At 61.7% G+C, this 15,570-nt stretch carries 20 protein-coding genes; 15 read left to right on the plus strand and 5 right to left on the minus strand.

What is annotated here, in order from left to right:
* Positions 1 to 14 precede the first annotated feature (14 nt).
* From WNZ15_RS08600 to WNZ15_RS08645, 10 genes are all read left to right on the plus strand, one after another.
* Positions 15 to 725 carry a GH25 family lysozyme gene (locus WNZ15_RS08600; RefSeq protein WP_342892533.1) on the plus strand — a complete coding sequence of 237 codons (711 nt, stop codon included), beginning with the start codon at positions 15 to 17 and terminating at the stop codon, positions 723 to 725.
* Between the two features lie 90 nt (positions 726 to 815).
* On the plus strand, positions 816 to 1,217 hold the full coding sequence (locus tag WNZ15_RS08605; RefSeq protein WP_342892534.1) for a MerR family DNA-binding transcriptional regulator: 402 nt from the start codon (positions 816 to 818) through the stop codon (positions 1,215 to 1,217).
* Positions 1,214 to 1,660 carry a PaaI family thioesterase gene (locus WNZ15_RS08610; protein ID WP_342892535.1) on the plus strand — a complete coding sequence of 149 codons (447 nt, stop codon included), beginning with the start codon at positions 1,214 to 1,216 and terminating at the stop codon, positions 1,658 to 1,660. Before WNZ15_RS08605 ends, WNZ15_RS08610 begins: the two co-directional genes overlap by 4 nt.
* 78 nt (positions 1,661 to 1,738) lie before the next feature.
* Entirely contained in the window at positions 1,739 to 2,911 is a 1,173-nt protein-coding gene (locus WNZ15_RS08615) for an isovaleryl-CoA dehydrogenase (protein WP_342892536.1), read from the plus strand.
* 21 nt (positions 2,912 to 2,932) lie between these two features.
* Positions 2,933 to 3,316, plus strand: a complete 384-nt coding sequence (locus tag WNZ15_RS08620) for a cupin domain-containing protein (RefSeq protein ID WP_342892537.1) — start codon at positions 2,933 to 2,935, stop codon at positions 3,314 to 3,316.
* 65 nt (positions 3,317 to 3,381) lie between these two features.
* Positions 3,382 to 4,071, plus strand: coding sequence for an SDR family oxidoreductase (locus WNZ15_RS08625; protein WP_342892538.1), 690 nt, complete (start codon positions 3,382 to 3,384; stop codon positions 4,069 to 4,071).
* A gap of 84 nt (positions 4,072 to 4,155) precedes the next feature.
* Positions 4,156 to 5,118 (plus strand): agmatinase, encoded by a 963-nt coding sequence (locus tag WNZ15_RS08630; RefSeq protein WP_342892539.1) that lies wholly within the window; start codon positions 4,156 to 4,158, stop codon positions 5,116 to 5,118.
* A 247-nt stretch (positions 5,119 to 5,365) separates the two neighbouring features.
* Complete coding sequence (locus tag WNZ15_RS08635; protein WP_342892540.1) at positions 5,366 to 5,809, plus strand: ACT domain-containing protein; 444 nt, start codon at positions 5,366 to 5,368, stop codon at positions 5,807 to 5,809.
* Between the two features lie 75 nt (positions 5,810 to 5,884).
* Positions 5,885 to 6,736, plus strand: coding sequence for an adenylate/guanylate cyclase domain-containing protein (locus WNZ15_RS08640; protein WP_342892541.1), 852 nt, complete (start codon positions 5,885 to 5,887; stop codon positions 6,734 to 6,736).
* A 183-nt stretch (positions 6,737 to 6,919) separates the two neighbouring features.
* Positions 6,920 to 7,534: an ATP-dependent Clp protease proteolytic subunit gene (locus WNZ15_RS08645; protein WP_342892542.1), complete on the plus strand. Its 615-nt coding sequence runs from the start codon at positions 6,920 to 6,922 to the stop codon at positions 7,532 to 7,534.
* Positions 7,535 to 7,621: 87 nt separating this feature from the next.
* On the opposite strand, the gene WNZ15_RS08650 is transcribed toward WNZ15_RS08645, so the two are convergent.
* Positions 7,622 to 8,026, minus strand: coding sequence for a Clp protease ClpP (locus WNZ15_RS08650; RefSeq protein WP_342892543.1), 405 nt, complete (start codon positions 8,024 to 8,026; stop codon positions 7,622 to 7,624).
* Positions 8,027 to 8,412: 386 nt separating this feature from the next.
* Between WNZ15_RS08650 and WNZ15_RS08655 the strand changes: the two genes are divergently transcribed.
* Positions 8,413 to 9,216, plus strand: a complete 804-nt coding sequence (locus WNZ15_RS08655; RefSeq protein WP_342892544.1) for a YdcF family protein — start codon at positions 8,413 to 8,415, stop codon at positions 9,214 to 9,216.
* Between the two features lie 104 nt (positions 9,217 to 9,320).
* Positions 9,321 to 10,568: an adenylate/guanylate cyclase domain-containing protein gene (locus WNZ15_RS08660; RefSeq protein WP_342892545.1), complete on the plus strand. Its 1,248-nt coding sequence runs from the start codon at positions 9,321 to 9,323 to the stop codon at positions 10,566 to 10,568.
* On the opposite strand, the gene WNZ15_RS08665 is transcribed toward WNZ15_RS08660, so the two are convergent.
* Positions 10,454 to 11,209: a DUF599 family protein gene (locus WNZ15_RS08665; RefSeq protein WP_342892546.1), complete on the minus strand. Its 756-nt coding sequence runs from the start codon at positions 11,207 to 11,209 to the stop codon at positions 10,454 to 10,456. The two genes, WNZ15_RS08660 and WNZ15_RS08665, sit on opposite strands and share 115 nt — an antisense overlap.
* Before the next feature lie 392 nt (positions 11,210 to 11,601).
* Here WNZ15_RS08665 and WNZ15_RS08670 point away from each other — a divergent pair, with 392 nt between their 5' ends.
* Positions 11,602 to 11,736: a hypothetical protein gene (locus WNZ15_RS08670; RefSeq protein WP_342892547.1), complete on the plus strand. Its 135-nt coding sequence runs from the start codon at positions 11,602 to 11,604 to the stop codon at positions 11,734 to 11,736.
* A gap of 97 nt (positions 11,737 to 11,833) precedes the next feature.
* On the opposite strand, the gene WNZ15_RS08675 is transcribed toward WNZ15_RS08670, so the two are convergent.
* The gene (locus WNZ15_RS08675) at positions 11,834 to 12,286 is read right to left on the minus strand and encodes a hypothetical protein (protein ID WP_342892548.1); all 453 of its coding nucleotides are present in this window, start codon (positions 12,284 to 12,286) and stop codon (positions 11,834 to 11,836) included.
* 371 nt (positions 12,287 to 12,657) lie between these two features.
* Positions 12,658 to 13,542, minus strand: coding sequence for an SDR family NAD(P)-dependent oxidoreductase (locus WNZ15_RS08680; RefSeq protein ID WP_342892549.1), 885 nt, complete (start codon positions 13,540 to 13,542; stop codon positions 12,658 to 12,660).
* Positions 13,543 to 13,725: 183 nt separating this feature from the next.
* Here WNZ15_RS08680 and WNZ15_RS08685 point away from each other — a divergent pair, with 183 nt between their 5' ends.
* A complete protein-coding gene (locus tag WNZ15_RS08685; protein WP_342892550.1) occupies positions 13,726 to 14,160 on the plus strand; it encodes a DUF1489 family protein in 435 nt (144 codons plus the stop codon).
* Here WNZ15_RS08685 and WNZ15_RS08690 read toward each other — a convergent pair.
* Positions 14,157 to 14,777: a TetR/AcrR family transcriptional regulator gene (locus WNZ15_RS08690; protein WP_342892551.1), complete on the minus strand. Its 621-nt coding sequence runs from the start codon at positions 14,775 to 14,777 to the stop codon at positions 14,157 to 14,159. The genes WNZ15_RS08685 and WNZ15_RS08690 overlap by 4 nt on opposite strands.
* A gap of 79 nt (positions 14,778 to 14,856) precedes the next feature.
* Here WNZ15_RS08690 and WNZ15_RS08695 point away from each other — a divergent pair, with 79 nt between their 5' ends.
* On the plus strand, positions 14,857 to 15,507 hold the full coding sequence (locus WNZ15_RS08695) for a DUF2306 domain-containing protein (protein WP_342892552.1): 651 nt from the start codon (positions 14,857 to 14,859) through the stop codon (positions 15,505 to 15,507).
* The last annotated feature ends 63 nt before the right edge of the window (positions 15,508 to 15,570 follow it).

A 15,570-nucleotide genomic window follows, 5' to 3' on the forward strand; every position in this document is an offset into this window, starting at 1 on the left:
CGGGTGGTGGTGCAATGAATGTCTTGCAAACGATGCTGCGGACCCTGTTCTATGTTGTGGTCGGTGGCGTAATCTCAATTGGCGGAGCGGCGTTTTTCTTCATGAACTGGGAACCGGACCGGGATGATTTTCCCGTGCGTGGCATTGATGTGTCCCATCATCTTGGAGATATCGACTGGCCCCGGGTCGCGGCCGATGATGTCGCCTTTGTCTATATGAAGGCGAGCGAGGGTGGTGACTTCAAGGATGGAGCCTTCGCGCGCAACTGGGCGGGTGCCGGCAGCGCCGGGCTGGCGCGCGGGGCCTATCATTTTTTCAGCCTGTGCCAGCCCGGGGTCAAACAGGCGGAAAACTTCCTGAGCGTGCTGCCTCGGGACAGCTCCATGCTGGCGCCGGTGCTGGATCTGGAGTTCACCGGCAATTGCGACAGACGCCCGCCCGCCGACGACGTCCTGCGCGAAATCAGCGCGTTCACGAACCTTGTCGAGCAGGCCCTGGGCAAACAGGTGATCTTCTATGCGCCTGATGCGTTTCACGGGGCCTATCTGAAGGGACGGGGCCTCAACCGGCGCCTGTGGGCGCGGTCGATCTGGCACTCCCCGGACTATGCGCCGGACTGGACCTTGTGGCAATATCACGACCGGGGACGGGTCGAAGGGATTTCCAGCAAGGTCGACCTCAATGTTCTGCACCCGGATTCGGATCTTGACAGACTTCGGTTGTGATTGATCAACCGCATGTTTTATCAAATGAAAAGCAGATGAGTTGACTTTAACGTAAAAACACTGAACTGTTCGCTGCAACAAGGAGCGGGCATGCAGCGCTATTTTACGATTACCCAGCTGACCCAGGAATTCGATGTCACCACAAGGACGCTGCGTTTCTACGAGGCCCAGGGGCTGGTGACGCCGACGCGCCGGGGGCGCCAGCGGCTCTATACGCCGGGAGACCGCACCCGCATCAAGCTGATCCTGCGCGGCAAACGCCTCGGGTTTTCCCTGAACGAGATCAAGGAAATGATCGAGATGTACGGCAGTTCGCCCGGGGAAAGCGGGCAATTGCGCCTGTTGCTCGACAAGATTGCCGCCCGGCGGTCGGAACTGGCTGAAAAACAGCGGGATATCGAACTGACCCTCCTGGAGCTGGACGAGGTCGAGGCCGGCGCAATGGTCCGCATGTCGGAGCTTGCCGGGCGCACGCGGGCCGAAGAGGCATGATGGATCTGTCGCCAAGGGACCCGAACTGGAAAGACCGGGTCAGAACCAGTTTCGACGCACAGGCGTTCATGACCCATCTCGGTGCCCGGATGACGCATGTCTCACCGGGAGCTGTCGATCTTGAGCTTGCAATGAAACCCGACCTGACCCAGCAGCACGGGTTTTTCCATGCGGGCGCGACGTCGTCGATTGCCGACAGCGCAGCCGGGTATGCCGCGCTGAGCCTGTTTGCGCCCGGCTTCGGCGTGCTGACCAGCGAATACAAGATCAATCTGCTCAACCCGGCCAGGCAGCCGGTTCTGCTGGCGCGGGGCAGGGTGGTCAAACCGGGGCGGACGCTGACGATCGCAAAGGCGGATGTCTACGGACTTGACGACGGCGACCAGATTCATGTCGCCACGGGCCTGTTCACGCTCATGAGCGTTTCCGGCGTCACCGATTGAGGCCGGCTGGTTTTACGGTCGCAGAACTTTTTGATTGAAATATGTGCTCCCGGTTCGGGGAGCCCGGGAGGAAACACCATGATCCGCAATGATTTTCCGTCTTTCAACTTCGACCTCGGCGAGACTGCCGACATGTTGCGAGACACGGTCCGCTCCTACAGCCAGGACAGGATCGCTCCGCTGGCCGAGAAGATCGATCGCGAGGACTGGTTTCCGCGCGAGCTTTGGCCGGAAATGGGCGAGCTCGGCCTGCACGGAATCACCGTGGAAGAGGAATGGGGCGGCTCCGGGCTCGGCTACCTGGAACACTGCATCGCCATGGAAGAGGTCAGCCGCGCCTCGGCGTCCATCGGGCTGAGCTACGGGGCCCACTCCAACCTGTGCGTCAACCAGATGCGCCGCTGGGGCAGTGACGACCAGAAGAAGCGCTACCTGGAAAAGCTGGTGACGGGTGAACACCTGGGGGCCCTGGCCATGTCGGAGCCGGGCGCCGGGTCGGATGTCGTCTCCATGAAACTGAGGGCCGAGAAGAAGGGTGACCGCTACATTCTCAACGGGTCCAAGATGTGGATTACCAACGGCCCATCCGCCGACACCCTGATCATCTACGCCAAGACCGACCCGGACGCCGGCCCGAAGGGCATTACCGCGTTCCTGGTGGAAAAGGGTTTTCCGGGCTTTTCGGTGGCCCAGAAGCTCGACAAGCTCGGCATGCGCGGCTCGGAGACGGGGGAGCTTGTCTTCCGGGATTGCGAAGTGCCCGAAGAGAATGTGCTTGGCGAGGTCGGCAAGGGCGTCAACGTGCTGATGTCCGGCCTGGATTATGAACGGGCGGTTCTGGCTGCGGGGGCCGTCGGCATCATGCAGGCGGCGATGGATGTGGTGATCCCCTATGTCCACGACCGCGAGCAGTTTGGCCAGCCGATCGGCACGTTCCAGCTGGTCCAGGGCAAGGTTGCCGACATGTATGTCTCGATGAACGCCACCAAGTCTTACGTCTATGCAGTCGCCAGGGCCTGTGACCGGGGCGAGACCACCCGCGAGGATTCAGCCGGTGCGATCCTGTATGCTGCCGAGAACGCGACCAAGACAGCCCTTGATGCCATCCAGCTTCTCGGTGGTAACGGCTACATCAACGAATATCCGACCGGCAGGCTGCTCAGGGACGCCAAGCTCTACGAAATCGGTGCCGGAACGTCTGAAATTCGCCGTATGCTGATCGGCCGGGAGATCTTCAACAAGACGGCATGAGCCGGCGCAATCGAGGCCAACATGAAACAGACCAAAGTTCCGGACCATCCGGATGCGAAGTCGCCGGCAGGCGCCGAGATCCGCTTCATCATGGATGGCCCGACGGGCAACATGATCCACTCGACCGTTCCGCCCGGCCAGATCAACCGGGCCACCCGGCACGAGACCGTTTACGAGTTCTGGCACGTGCTCGAAGGCAAGGGGCAGATCTGGCGGAGCGACGGGGTGAACGAGAGCGTCGTCGACCTGGAGAGCGGGGTGTCCATCGACATTCAGGCGGGCACCGCGTTTCAGTACCGCAACACTGGCGGCGCTCCCTTGATGTTCATCTGTATCTCGATGCCGCCGTGGCCCGGCGACACGGAAGCGACGTTCGTCGAAGGGCCGTGGCAGCCGACCATCTGACACGCCTTGAGATCCTCCGGCCGGCCTGATGCGTAAGGTTGACAGACAAGAGCCAGGGGGAAGCGATGACGACGGTCGCAGTTGTAACGGGTGCCAGTGGCGGGATCGGATCCGCCATCCGAAGCGTTCTGGAACGCTCTGGCGACTATGACAGGGTCATCGGCTTCAGCCGGTCCTCAGAGCCCGCGCTGGATCTGCTTGACGAGACCAGTATCCGGGAGTGCGCCGCATTGGCAGGAGACACCGGGGGAACCATCGGGCTCGTCTTCGACGCAACCGGTGCGCTGACGCTGAATGGTTCGCGCCCGGAAAAGAGCCTGCGCGAACTCGATCCGGTGTCGCTGGCGCGGTCCTTTGCAGTGAATGCCATCGGACCGGCATTGCTGATGAAACACTTCCTGCCGCTGTTGCCGAAGTCCGGTCGAAGCGTGTTTGCCACGCTGTCGGCGCGGGTCGGGTCAATCGGCGACAACAGGCTTGGAGGCTGGTACGCCTACAGGGCGTCAAAGGCCGGGCTCAATCAACTGGTGCATACGGCTGCGGTTGAATTGGCGCGCGGCAAACCGGAGGCGGTCTGCGTGGCGCTGCATCCAGGCACCGTCCGCACGCCGCTGGCGGAGGGATTCGCCAAGAACGGGCTGCAAGTGCAGGAACCCGAGCAGTCCGCGCGGCGGCTGCTTGATGTTGTCCGGGGTCTTGAGCCCGCGCAATCGGGCGGATTTTTCGATCAGCAGGGGGACATCATCCCCTGGTAACGGCGGGTGATTGAATTTTCATCCCGGCGCGGTTTGAATGAGGCCATCATTTCCCGGGTTTCCTGCCCTGTCGAGGAAAACACCATGTCCGACGCCTTCTTTCATCCTGTTTCCGGTTTCGACCTGCCGCGTTTTGCCGGCGTGCCGACCTTCATGCGCCTGCCGCATGTGGATCTGGACCATCCGCGCCTGAAGGATGTGCGCATCGGCCTGATCGGGACGCCCTGGGACGGCGGCACCACCAATCGGCCGGGACCCCGGCACGGACCGCGCCAGTTGCGCGACATGTCGACAATGATCCGGGCCGGCAACGGGGCAACGGGCGTCAGGCCGTTCGAACTTGTCAATTGCGCGGATCTCGGCGATGTCGGACCCAATCCCGCCAGTATCGAGGACAGCCTCACACGCATCACCGAGTTTTTCGACAAGGTGGTGGCCGCCGGCATCATACCGCTGACTGCCGGAGGCGATCATCTGTGTTCGCTGCCGATCCTGCGGTCTCTGGCGAAGAAGCGGCCGCTCGGCATGATCCATTTCGACAGTCACACGGATCTCTACAAGAGCTATTTCGGCGGCATGCTCTATACGCATGGCACGCCCTTCCGCCGGGCGGTGGAAGAGGGGCTTCTGGATCCGAAACGAGTGGTCCAGATCGGTATACGCGGCACCGCCTATGACAGCGAAGACAGGGATTTCGCCGACAGCGCCGGCATTCGGGTGATCCCGATAGAGGAGTTTCACGCCAGGGGGGCAGAGGATGTCATGACGGAGGCGCGGGGGATCGTCGGCGAGGCTGATACCTATGTCTCCTACGACATCGACTTTGTCGATCCGGCCTTTGCCCCGGGAACGGGGACACCGGAGGTCGGCGGGCCGAATTCCTTCCAGGCTCTCCAGGTCGCCCGGCTGCTCGAGGGTGTCAGGATCGCCGGCGCGGACCTTGTCGAGGTCTCGCCGCCTTTCGACGCCAGCGGCGGCACGGCCTTCCTCGGTGTGTCCATCATGTTCGAGATGCTGTGCAACATGGCCGTGTCGGCGACATCATAGCTTCAGCTGTCCTCCGGGGGCGCGTTTTGCGGCCGGACCAGCGTGCTGTTCAGCGAGATACATTGCCGCCGGAGGAAAAAAGATGTTCTTCTTTCCGGCAAGGGAGACCTTTGCCGAGGTCTGCCGGAACTGCGCGGTTTGAAACGCTGAACCCGGCCGATGGCGCAGGTGCTGGAAGCAGGTATTGTATTTGTCCGTGCGAACGGCGCCCGCTGATGCGCAAGCCCCTTTAGGAATGGACCCGATCATGTCCGGTGAGACCGACCTGAACACCCTGATCGCGCAAATGCGGCCGATGCTGGATCCGGTCCCTTACGTGTTCTGTACCTTTGCGACGAAATCCATGACGGAGCTGGCGCTCTGCGAGCCGATCGGCCTGTTCGCCGAGACGGAAGGTCTGACCGCGCTGCTGCCGGTCGAGCAGGCGCGCGGCCTTGGGCTCGCGGAGGCGGAGTGGTTTCGCAGGATCACACTGACGGTGCATTCCTCCCTGGACGCCGTCGGGCTGACTGCCGCCGTGGCCGCCGCGCTCGCCGACAGGGGCATCCCCGCGAATGTCGTCGCGGCCTATTTTCATGATCATGTTTTCGTGCCGGAAGAGCGCGCGGAGGAGGCCATGTCTGTCCTGCGGCACCTTGCCGGAGACGATCAGGACGCGTCCGTGATCGGTTCCGGTGGGGGGCGAACTTGAAATTTCCAAGGTTTTTTCCTTGCAATTTGCGGTGCGCCTTCCCATTCCTAAGCTTGAGCAATCAGGGGTAAGAGCATGCAACGGGTCAAGCGGCGTCTTGCGGCGATCATGTGCGCGGACGTTGCACAGTATTCCGCGCTGATGGAGCGGGATGAAGACGGCACGCTGGATCGCCTGAAAGCCTATCGCACGGTGATGTCATCGCTGACCGACCGGCACAACGGACGGATCGTCAATACCTGGGGCGATGCGGTCATCATCGAATTCGCTTCCGTGACAGAAGCCGTGCAATGCGCCGTCGATATCCAGAACGAGCTGTCACTTCGCAACGCCGAGCTGCCCGACCTCAACCGGATGGAATTCCGTGTCGGCATCAATCTCGGCGACATCATGGTCGAGGGCGACGATATCTACGGTGACGGCGTGAATGTCGCGGCCCGGCTTCAGGAGCTTGCCCCGAGGGGCGGGATCATGCTGTCCCAGTCGGTTTACGAGCAGGTCCGGACCAAGATGGCGCTGGGCTTCGATCCGCTGGGGCCCCAGCACGTCAAGAATGTCAGCGAACCGGTTGAGACTTTCGCCGTTCGGCTGGGTGGCAGAAATGCGCCGGAGAAGGCGGATGAACACGCCGGCACAGCCGGAGACGGACCGCAGCAAGGAACGGCGCATCCCGATTGGGAAAAGGATACCAAGGCGGTCGCCAACGGTTTTGAGGAGGCGCGCCGCTGGCTGCGGGCCCAGCCAAGGCGCGTGCGCAGCTGCGTGTTCATGATCGGCTTCTTCTTCGTGCTCAATTTGCTGACATCCGGGCTGACGTCCCTGTGGTTCGTTTGGCCGTCGCTGCCCTTCGCGATGATGCTGGTCTGGCATCTGTTCGTCGGGCGCCGTGAAAAGGCGCTTGACGGACAGACACAGCAGGGCGACTGACCGCACGGTACGGTCCGTTGCCAATCTGCTAACTCTTTTCGCGCTATTGAGGGCCTCAGCATTTGCGAGCGTCCGTCACATCGCTTACACATGAATCAACGCAGGGATGGCGGGTCCGTCCGCCACCCCTTCCAGAATGCCGGCCTTGCCGGTCCCAACAGCCAAGGGAGCTTCATCCTGCGCATGAAAAACTATTCGACCACGGTGCCTGCACGCCTCGATGATGACGAGGACGAAAAATCCAAAAGCCAGCCGTCGATCCAGGTCGACAAGCATCTGTTCGAAGCGCGCACGGTTCTGATCACCGGTCCGGTGACCCAGGACATGGCGCGCGACGTCTGTGCCCGCCTGCTGGCGCTGGCGCAGGTCTCGAACGATCCCATCACCGTCATCGTGTCGTCCCCGGGCGGACATGTTGAATCCGGTGACATGATCCACGACACCATCAAGTTCATCGCGCCCGAGGTCCGCATTCTGGGCATGGGCTGGGTCGCAAGCGCGGGGGCGCTGATTTACGTTTCCGTTCCCAAGGACAAGCGCTTCTGTACCCCGAACACCCGGTTCCTGCTGCATCAGCCGTCCGGTGGTGCCGGCGGCATGGCCACGGATATCGAAATCCAGGCCAAGGAAATCATCAAGATGCGCGACCGGCTCAACAGGATCTTCGCCGACGCGACCGGTCAGCCGATCGAACGTATCGAGAAAGACACCGATCGTGACTACTGGATGAGCCCGGAAGAAGGGATCGAATACGGTCTTGTCGGGAAAGTCGTCACGAGCGTCGACCAGCTCGGCTGACGCTGCCCGCGTCAGTCCGAAAGTGTCATTGCAATAGTCGAGGACGCCGGCCGATTGGCCGGCGTTTTTATTGATGCCTGCGCCACGTCAGGCGTTCAGCGGGTCCGGCTCGATCGCATAGACCAGAACCGGTGCAACCGGTTTTGGGTCCAGGACCTGCGGACGAAGCTGGTCCATGAGCTGTCTCAGGGTGTCTTTCTCGTCTTCCGTGGATCTTTCGGTAAACAGCACGGCGACCAGATGGTCGACGAACCGGATATAGACGTCCTCACCGGTGCAAATCGGGGACAGCAGGTCGGCGACGGGCTTGCCGTCGTAGAAAGGCGCACCTCCGGAGAGAAAGATCAGGAACTCGGTCAGGTCATCGGACCGCTCGAATTCCTGGCGAAATGTGGCAAGGTCGAAACACGGGTCCTTGTCCAGCCGCGCGTGCAGATCCGGCATGGCCTGCATGATCGCCTTGCGGCCGCCGAGTTTCATGTAGAGTGTCATCTGGCTATCCTCGATCGTACCTTCGAAACTATATCGAGAGCCTGCCGCAATCGGGCCAACAGCCCTGTGACCTCGATCACGGTTCGTCCCTTTGCAAAATTCGACAGTGTCATTGTCCGAGATTTGCGGCCCTGGCCGGCAAGGGCCATGGAAGACCCCGCGTCGGGCGCGGAGCACCATGTCCTTGAATTGTGACAGCGGATTATCCGTTTTGTGACATTCCCTTTTCCGGCCCGGTGCCGGCCCAGAACCTGGTCCAGCGCCTGGTTCGAGGCCTGGCCTGACGCCTGGAGTGCCCCATGTCACAGGCGGTTTTCGCGGTCATAAAACCGTCGGGTTGCCGGGCTCATGTGGCTGCCGGGCTTTACCTGAACGGGATTCGCTGAATGTTCTTTTATCTCTCCAAGATTGGCGGGTTCGTGATCCAGCCGTCCAACTTTCTGCTGGCGCTGATTGTCATCGGCCTTTTGGTCGGCATGCGGAGACACTGGCGCCCGGGCGGTCGTGGGCTTGCCTGGGCCGGAGCGATCGGTCTGGCGATCTGCGGATTTTCACCTGCTGCGAACTGGTTGCTTCTGCCGCTGGAGGACCGGTTTCAGCGGCCCGGGCAGATCGAGGGATTTGACGGCATCATCGTCCTGGGCGGTGCGGTCGATACGGTCGTGACGGGCGCACGCGGCGACACGGCGCTGACCATGTCGGCCGAGCGCATCACGATTACCGCACGTCTTGCCACCCGGCTGCCAGATGCGCTGGTGGTCCATACCGGCGGCCGGGGCGTCATCGTGTCCTCCCAGGCCACGGAAGCGGAGGGGGCCGCGCGTCTGTTCCGGGATTTCGGCATTTCGCCGGACAGGATTGTTCTGGAAGATGCCTCCAGAAATACCTGGGAGAATGCGGTGCTGGCAAAGGATCTGGTCAAGCCTGAAGCGGGGCAGACGTGGCTTCTGGTCACCTCCGCCTATCACATGCCTAGGGCCATGGGGGTTTTTGAACAGGCCGGGTGGACTGGCGTTACCGCCTATCCCGTCGACTACAGGACGAGGGGCTCGGAAGACAGGATGCTCGGTTTCGATGGCGCGTCGAAAGGTCTGAGGCGGTTCGATATCGCGTTTCGCGAATGGGTCGGGCTCGCTGTTTATCGGCTGACGGGCCGGAGCACGGCGTTCTTTCCCCACCCCCGGGCCTGAAAATCCGTTTCACTCTTTACCATCATGTGAACAACCGCCTCTTTTACCGGCCGGCTGCTTACCCCATATTAGGCTTGATTTAAGAGACAAGAGGACGTGGGCAAATGGTCCTGGAAGCGCCGCTCGTTGCGGCAGACGTCGTGCAATGGCTGTATAGCGATGCACCCCAGCTCAAGGGGACGCTGGAGATCATCACCGAACTCGGGCAGCGTCTGCGCGCCGGCAAGGTGCCGGTTGACCGTGTCACCACCGGGATCTGGGTGGTGCATCCAAATGTGCGCGCGGAAGCCTCCATCTGGTCGAGCGACGGCACGCCGGAACTGGTGCTCTACACAGCCGACAGCAAAACAAAAGACGACTATGTGAAGAGCCCGGTAAAACGCGTGCACGAAAGCCGGCAGCCTGTGCGCATCGCGATCGAACGGGACCCTGCAGCTGCGGATGAATACCCGGTCGGGGCGGAAATGCGCGAGGAAGGCTATACGGACTATATCGCCTTGCCGATGCCGTTTTCGGACGGGTCGGTCAAATTCGCGAGCTTTGCCACCAAAACCCCCGGCGGATTTTCGAATTCCCATGTCGGCGTCTTCGATTCACTGATCCGTCCGCTGGCCCTGGTGTGCGAGTTGAAGACGCTCCGCCGGACGGCGGAAACCGTCCTGAACACCTACGTCGGCCCCAGGGCCGGATCCAAGGTTCTGGACGGCACGACACGGCGCGGGGAGGGGGAATGGATCAAGGCGGTGGTCTCCTTTGCCGATATTCGCGGTTTCACCCGCTTGTCGAACACGCTGCCGGCCGACAAGATCGTCCTGTTCCTGAACAAGTATTTCGGGGCCATGACGGCGGCTGTCGAGGCACATGGCGGCGAAGTGCTGAAATTCATCGGTGACGAGGTCATGGCGATCTTTCCGTACCAGTCAGACGAGGAGGCCGGCCAGGCGGCCCTTCGGGGGCTGATGGCGGCGCGCGAAACCCTGTCCCGGATCGCCGAAATCAACTCGGACAAGACCTGCATGGAGACCCCGGACATGAGCGTTGGAATCGCGCTGCACGCCGGGGATGTCTTTTACGGCAATGTCGGCAGCGAGACCCGGCTCGATTTCACCGTGGTCGGACCCGTGGTCAATCTTGCATCCCGCATCGCCGGACTGGCCAAGGATCTGGAACGGCAAGTTCTGGTCTCTGATGCCATCGCGGAGATCATGGGGTGCCGGTCGGGGCTTTTCGGCCGCTATCAGGTGAAGGGGTTCGATGATCCTGTCGCGGTGTACTCACCGGATTTGAGCGGAGCCTCGGAGATGGGGTATTGCCCCGACAACACTGCCGAGCGGGCCTTGGAAGCGAACTGACGCCGGAGCAGCACCACAAGCACCGACAGCGTCGCCGCAGAGAAGACGTAGGGACCCGCGAACCAGCCCAGGAAGCCGATCGAGAAGAAAAGCGCGCGCTGGCCGCGGTTGAAATGGCGGCCGGCGAGCACGTTCAGTTCGCCTGCCTGCGCAGCCATCTTCCGGATCTGGTCGTCGCTCGCCCACCCTTTTTCCGGCACGGCGCCCATGATGATGCTGGCATAGTTGAACAGCCTGTAGGCCCAGCCGAACTTGAAGAAGCCGTAGGCGAAGACCAGCATCAGCCCCAGCACCTTGATCTCCCAGAGAGCCCGGTTGTCGGCGACCGGGATCGACAGATCTCCGGCGACCTGGAGAATGCGCTCCGTTGCGTCCAGAAGCGCGAAGCCTCCGCCGATCGCCAGGAGAGACGCGGAGGCGAAAAAGGCCGTTCCCTGCTGAAGTCCGGACATGATGGCCGTGTCCATGATGCGGACTTCGCGCACGCACATGGAGGACATCCAGCCGCGCCGGTAATTGTCCATGGCGAAGGACAGTGTTTTCTTGCGCAAAGGGCTGACATCAACGACAAAATTGAACCCGAACCAGGCCACCAGAAACCAGGCGGCCGCAGCGAGGTCCAAAAGCGAAAGCGCCTGCATCGCGAACCTTTCCGTTTTCCGGGCGGTCGAATCCTGCCCGTGACTGTCATAACAGAGTTTGGCGGCCCCCATAAGTGACATCGCCGGGGCGAGAGGTACCGGATCGTGGTCGGCCTGGCTTTGCGGTGCCGGCGTGCAAACCCGCGGCGGGAGCGTCGCACCTCCAGCTTGTCGCAACGCAACATATGAACAGGAGCCGGGTTCTTCGTGTGGTTGGACTTCTTTATAAGTATCTGAAAAATATAGATTAAAAAAGATCTGCAAAAATGTTGAGGCTGCTGCTCCTTTTTTGCGCTTGCGAAACGGTAAGGGATCGTTTACCTCGTCGCCTCAATGGCGCCATATTTGAATTTGGCTGGGGGCAGGCGCCGATCAAGAAGTGTAGGGATTGAATGGACGAAAACGTGCAGAAATCTTGTTGGAGCGTCACTCTATGGACTGTCGCTGCAGTGGGCATCGCATTGACAATGGTGCTGCTGTTCAACGATGTGGAAAGTGCACAACAAGCCGTTGCCGCCGCTCAATAAGCGCGCGGGACGCTCAGGATACCAAAGGCGCAGCGGATGGCTGCGCCTTTTTTTTGTTTTTGGCATTTGTGTTCTTCTTCGGCAGGCGCGAACCGTGTCAATCGGACACTGTTGCCGCACCCGGGCTGTTCGGCCGGGATGACGGGCCGAACACCTGACGGAACTCCATCTGCCGCACCACTGTCTTGTGTGCGGGCCGGCTGATCAGAAAGCCGGTATAGGCCGCCTGTCCGAGGGGCAGCACGACCAGTTGCACCGCGCCGGCACCGGGCCAGTCCAGATCCGCTCCCCAGGCAGGTACATCGTGCGGGCTGGATTTCCCGAAGAGTGCCACGATATCGGCCGAATGGAGCAGCGAGGTTCCATTGGCGTTCCATTGCAGCGCGGCCAGACCGTCTTCCAGCCGGAACAGATGAATTTCGGATCCGTTTATCAGGACGTTCAAACCGTCGCCGGCGGTCCTTTCGATCAGGACCGTGGCAACATCCGTGTCCGGGGCGAGCGGCGTCCGGCCCTCGACGGTTTCAACGAACCCATTCGTGTTCACCATCTTGAAAGTTCCGACTGGCGGTTCTTCCCCGGCGACGAGCGGCGTGGAGAGCAGGAAAAACATCAGGAATTGCGCAAACAGTTTCAACGAAGCCGACCTTCAACGAGACAAGGATGCTCCTGAAGACCCGCAAGCCATACGATCCGGTATCGAGGCCCGCCCGACAGGTTGCCGACTGTTGCCGGGCGTGTCGCTGAGGCCGGAACCTGCATCTGCCACGGCCTACCGACATGGACGATCCGGAAAAGGGACCTTGCTTTCTTCAAGAGCGCTCAGGAGCCGAGGATACCCGGAGAAAGTTTGAGAAAGGATTTAGGAGACCGTGACCGGACCGGGCCGGGCAGATTTCGTCCCGGCGGACCGGTTCGCGTCTATCTTGACAACGCCACGACCAGGTCTTCGACCGCTGAATGGTCCGGCTGCCATCCCGTGATGCGGTGTGTGTGACTGGTGTCGATGGCTTGCGACAATGCGTAGCCGGCGGTCCAGTCGCTGTCCGGATCGACATCGTCGGCGGCGGGCGCGGTGACGATCTCAAGCGGCCGGCCGTGGCGGGCGGAGATGTGAGATGCCAGATGGCCGACGGAAATGCCGGAAATGCTGGCGGCGATCAGGGAGAGGCGGAATCTCGGCTGCCGCAGCGCCAGCAGATAAAGTTCCGCGAGATCTCCGGTTTCCACAAGCGGCCAGACGGTGTCCGGCGTCGCGCGCGTCTCGAAGGGCCGGCCGGCCTTGAGGGCCTGTGTCATGTCGGCGATCGGCCCTGTTTCCCGGCTGCAGGCAAGCGCGGGGTGGACCACCGCGAGATTGAGGTCCGTGCCGTTCGACAGCATGCGGATGGTTTCGCTCATGAACCGGAAGGCGGGCAAGGGCGAAAAGGACGTCTTCTCGGTTATCTTGCGACCGCCTCCGACTGCAGGAAACAGCCAGATCCCGCCGGTATAGATCACCTTCAACGGTTGATGGCGATGTCTTGCCGCCTGTTTCAGGGCGAGCATGCACTGCCGGTCGGTCCTGCCCATGTCACTTGAAAAAGTCGCCCCTGCATGGATCAGCGCGTCGCAGGAGGCAGCCCTGGAGACCCAGCCCTCCGGCGCGCGCAGGTCTCCGGGATAGGCACTCGCACCCAGTGACCTGAGTTTCGCCGCGGAAGCTTCGGACCGTGCCAGAGCGATGACACTGGCGCCGTCCCGGACAAGCCGGCGGACCACCTGTGCGCCGATGGTGCCGGTGCCGCCTGTAACAAACACATCCATTGCCAAAGAGAACCTTGTCCGCAGACCAGAGAGCATCATCCGATCATAGCGGTTCATTTGATCGATACAAAAGTGGTCTTTGCGAGGCCGAATGCGCACGGTGATGCCGCCACCCCAGGCACAATCCACCGTCATCTGACTGCCCGATCTTGACCTTGCCCGCAGGCCTGCTACGTCACAGACATGACCTTGCATCTCGTGAAACTGTGTGTGGGTGCCGACAGCGTCGAATCGCTGCAGGCCTGGATCGATTTTCGCATGGACAATGCGGCCCGGACCGGACTGCCGGCGGAATCGGTCCACACCACACGCATGACACCGTCCCGCAGCGAGGAGCTGCTGGATGGCGGGTCGCTCTATTGGGTGATCAAGGGCCGCATTCAGGTGCGGCAGCACCTGACCGACATCCGGCCCTTCACCGACGAGGCGGGGATCAAGCGCTGCGACCTCGTCATGGAGCCCAGGCTGATCCTGACACAGTATCAGCCGAAACGCCCGTTTCAGGGCTGGCGCTATCTCAAGGCCGCGGACGCGCCGGCGGACCTGAAAACCGGCGGTGACGCCCAGCCCATGCCGGACGACATGCGCCGCGACCTGACGGATCTCTGCCTGCTCTAGCGATCATTTCCGCGCCCGGTTTCCAATGCTCTGTCGAGGTGCTCGAGCAGGAGATCCAGTTTCGGCCAGCTGTCGCGAAATCTCGGGCTGTCGGCCTTGCGGGTCATGGTGAGGTGCGCATAGCCGTGCACGACGGACCAGACCAGGATTTCGACCTCTTCCGGTTCCGCGCCGGACGGCACGAACGGGGCGCAGGCTTCGCGCAGGATCGTATAGGCATTGGAGGAATGCCGTTCGAACTCGTCGTCTTCCTTGTTGAAGGTCTGGCCGGAAAAAATGAACAGAAACAGTTCCGGCTGCGTGCTCGCAAAATCGAGGTAGCCGTGGCAGATCGCGTTCAGCCTGTCCATGGCTGAAGCATCCGCCTGTTCCAGCCGTGCCGTCATGGTCTGGCAGAACACGCTGTAGCCACGCGCGGCGATGGCGGTGGAAAGGCCCGCCAGATTCTTGAAATGATAGGCCGGGGCCGCGTGTGACACGCCCGCCTGTGCCGCGCATTTCCGCAAGGAAAGACCGTCGGGGCCCCGCTTGCGCAACAGGGCGACGCCCGCATCCACAAGAGCGGTCTTGAGAGTGCCATCCCGGGGGCGGCGCGCGGGCGAAGCGGGTGTTTTCATGAAAGCGTCATCAACGATTGACTTGACAGTGTCAAGTCGCGACTTATCTTGACAGTGTCAAGTTTAATGGAGGTCGGCAATGGAACGGGTGTTGAGGGTTTTCGGTTGGGGTGGTTATCTCGTTGCGGGACTGTTGTCGGTTCTGGTCGCGGCCGTGTCGTACCGATTCGTTCCCGACGGCGTGGTCGTGGCCATGGACCATGTGGCCCATAATCTCGATGGCAACGCTCTGGCGCTCTACGCCCATATCGGCCTGGCCCCGATCGCCCTGGCGGTGATGCCGTTCCAGTTCTGGCCGGCTCTCAGGTCGCGGCGGCCCGCGATCCACCGCTGGCTCGGGCGGGTCTATGTCGCCGCGATTCTCGTGTCCGGGCTTGCCGGGCTTCAGCTTGCCTTTCACACCACCGCAGGCAGTTTCGCAGGCATCGGATTCGGTGTGCTGGCGGTGGCATGGCTCGCATCCACGGCAACAGCCCTTGTGCTTGCCTTGCGCAGGGAAGTCTCCCGTCACGCGGCCTGGATGATGCGTTCGGCAGCGCTGACGTTCGCTGCGGTGACACTGCGTCTTTATCTGGGCATGTCCATGGCATTCGGTGCCGACATCGCGGTGGCCTATCCCGTGATTGCCTGGGCCTGCTGGGTTCCGAATGCCCTTGCCGTCGAGCTCTATCTCCGGATTGCGCGCCCGTTAAGGGCCCGGCGCCAAGGCGCGGTTGCCATCGCGAATTGATCCGCACGTGTGCGGCACCGCCGCACGTGCGCTTGCCAAACCGGGCTGACGGTCCCAATTTGA

The sequence above is a fragment of the Roseibium sp. AS2 genome (genome assembly GCF_038900065.1).
In the GTDB taxonomy this organism is placed as follows: domain Bacteria; phylum Pseudomonadota; class Alphaproteobacteria; order Rhizobiales; family Stappiaceae; genus Roseibium.

Coding starts and splice junctions, on each gene's coding strand:
- WNZ15_RS08615 (WP_342892536.1), top strand. CDS start 1,739: ATGATCCGCAATGATTTTCCGTCTTTCAACTTCGACCTCGGCGAGACT.
- WNZ15_RS08680 (WP_342892549.1), bottom strand. CDS start 13,542: ATGGATGTGTTTGTTACAGGCGGCACCGGCACCATCGGCGCACAGGTG.
- WNZ15_RS08670 (WP_342892547.1), top strand. CDS start 11,602: ATGGACGAAAACGTGCAGAAATCTTGTTGGAGCGTCACTCTATGGACT.
- WNZ15_RS08675 (WP_342892548.1), bottom strand. CDS start 12,286: ATGGTGAACACGAATGGGTTCGTTGAAACCGTCGAGGGCCGGACGCCG.
- WNZ15_RS08620 (WP_342892537.1), top strand. CDS start 2,933: ATGAAACAGACCAAAGTTCCGGACCATCCGGATGCGAAGTCGCCGGCA.
- WNZ15_RS08630 (WP_342892539.1), top strand. CDS start 4,156: ATGTCCGACGCCTTCTTTCATCCTGTTTCCGGTTTCGACCTGCCGCGT.
- WNZ15_RS08690 (WP_342892551.1), bottom strand. CDS start 14,777: ATGAAAACACCCGCTTCGCCCGCGCGCCGCCCCCGGGATGGCACTCTC.
- WNZ15_RS08610 (WP_342892535.1), top strand. CDS start 1,214: ATGATGGATCTGTCGCCAAGGGACCCGAACTGGAAAGACCGGGTCAGA.
- WNZ15_RS08600 (WP_342892533.1), top strand. CDS start 15: ATGAATGTCTTGCAAACGATGCTGCGGACCCTGTTCTATGTTGTGGTC.
- WNZ15_RS08640 (WP_342892541.1), top strand. CDS start 5,885: ATGCAACGGGTCAAGCGGCGTCTTGCGGCGATCATGTGCGCGGACGTT.
- WNZ15_RS08655 (WP_342892544.1), top strand. CDS start 8,413: ATGTTCTTTTATCTCTCCAAGATTGGCGGGTTCGTGATCCAGCCGTCC.
- WNZ15_RS08605 (WP_342892534.1), top strand. CDS start 816: ATGCAGCGCTATTTTACGATTACCCAGCTGACCCAGGAATTCGATGTC.
- WNZ15_RS08635 (WP_342892540.1), top strand. CDS start 5,366: ATGTCCGGTGAGACCGACCTGAACACCCTGATCGCGCAAATGCGGCCG.
- WNZ15_RS08625 (WP_342892538.1), top strand. CDS start 3,382: ATGACGACGGTCGCAGTTGTAACGGGTGCCAGTGGCGGGATCGGATCC.
- WNZ15_RS08665 (WP_342892546.1), bottom strand. CDS start 11,209: ATGCAGGCGCTTTCGCTTTTGGACCTCGCTGCGGCCGCCTGGTTTCTG.
- WNZ15_RS08695 (WP_342892552.1), top strand. CDS start 14,857: ATGGAACGGGTGTTGAGGGTTTTCGGTTGGGGTGGTTATCTCGTTGCG.
- WNZ15_RS08650 (WP_342892543.1), bottom strand. CDS start 8,026: ATGACACTCTACATGAAACTCGGCGGCCGCAAGGCGATCATGCAGGCC.
- WNZ15_RS08645 (WP_342892542.1), top strand. CDS start 6,920: ATGAAAAACTATTCGACCACGGTGCCTGCACGCCTCGATGATGACGAG.
- WNZ15_RS08685 (WP_342892550.1), top strand. CDS start 13,726: ATGACCTTGCATCTCGTGAAACTGTGTGTGGGTGCCGACAGCGTCGAA.
- WNZ15_RS08660 (WP_342892545.1), top strand. CDS start 9,321: ATGGTCCTGGAAGCGCCGCTCGTTGCGGCAGACGTCGTGCAATGGCTG.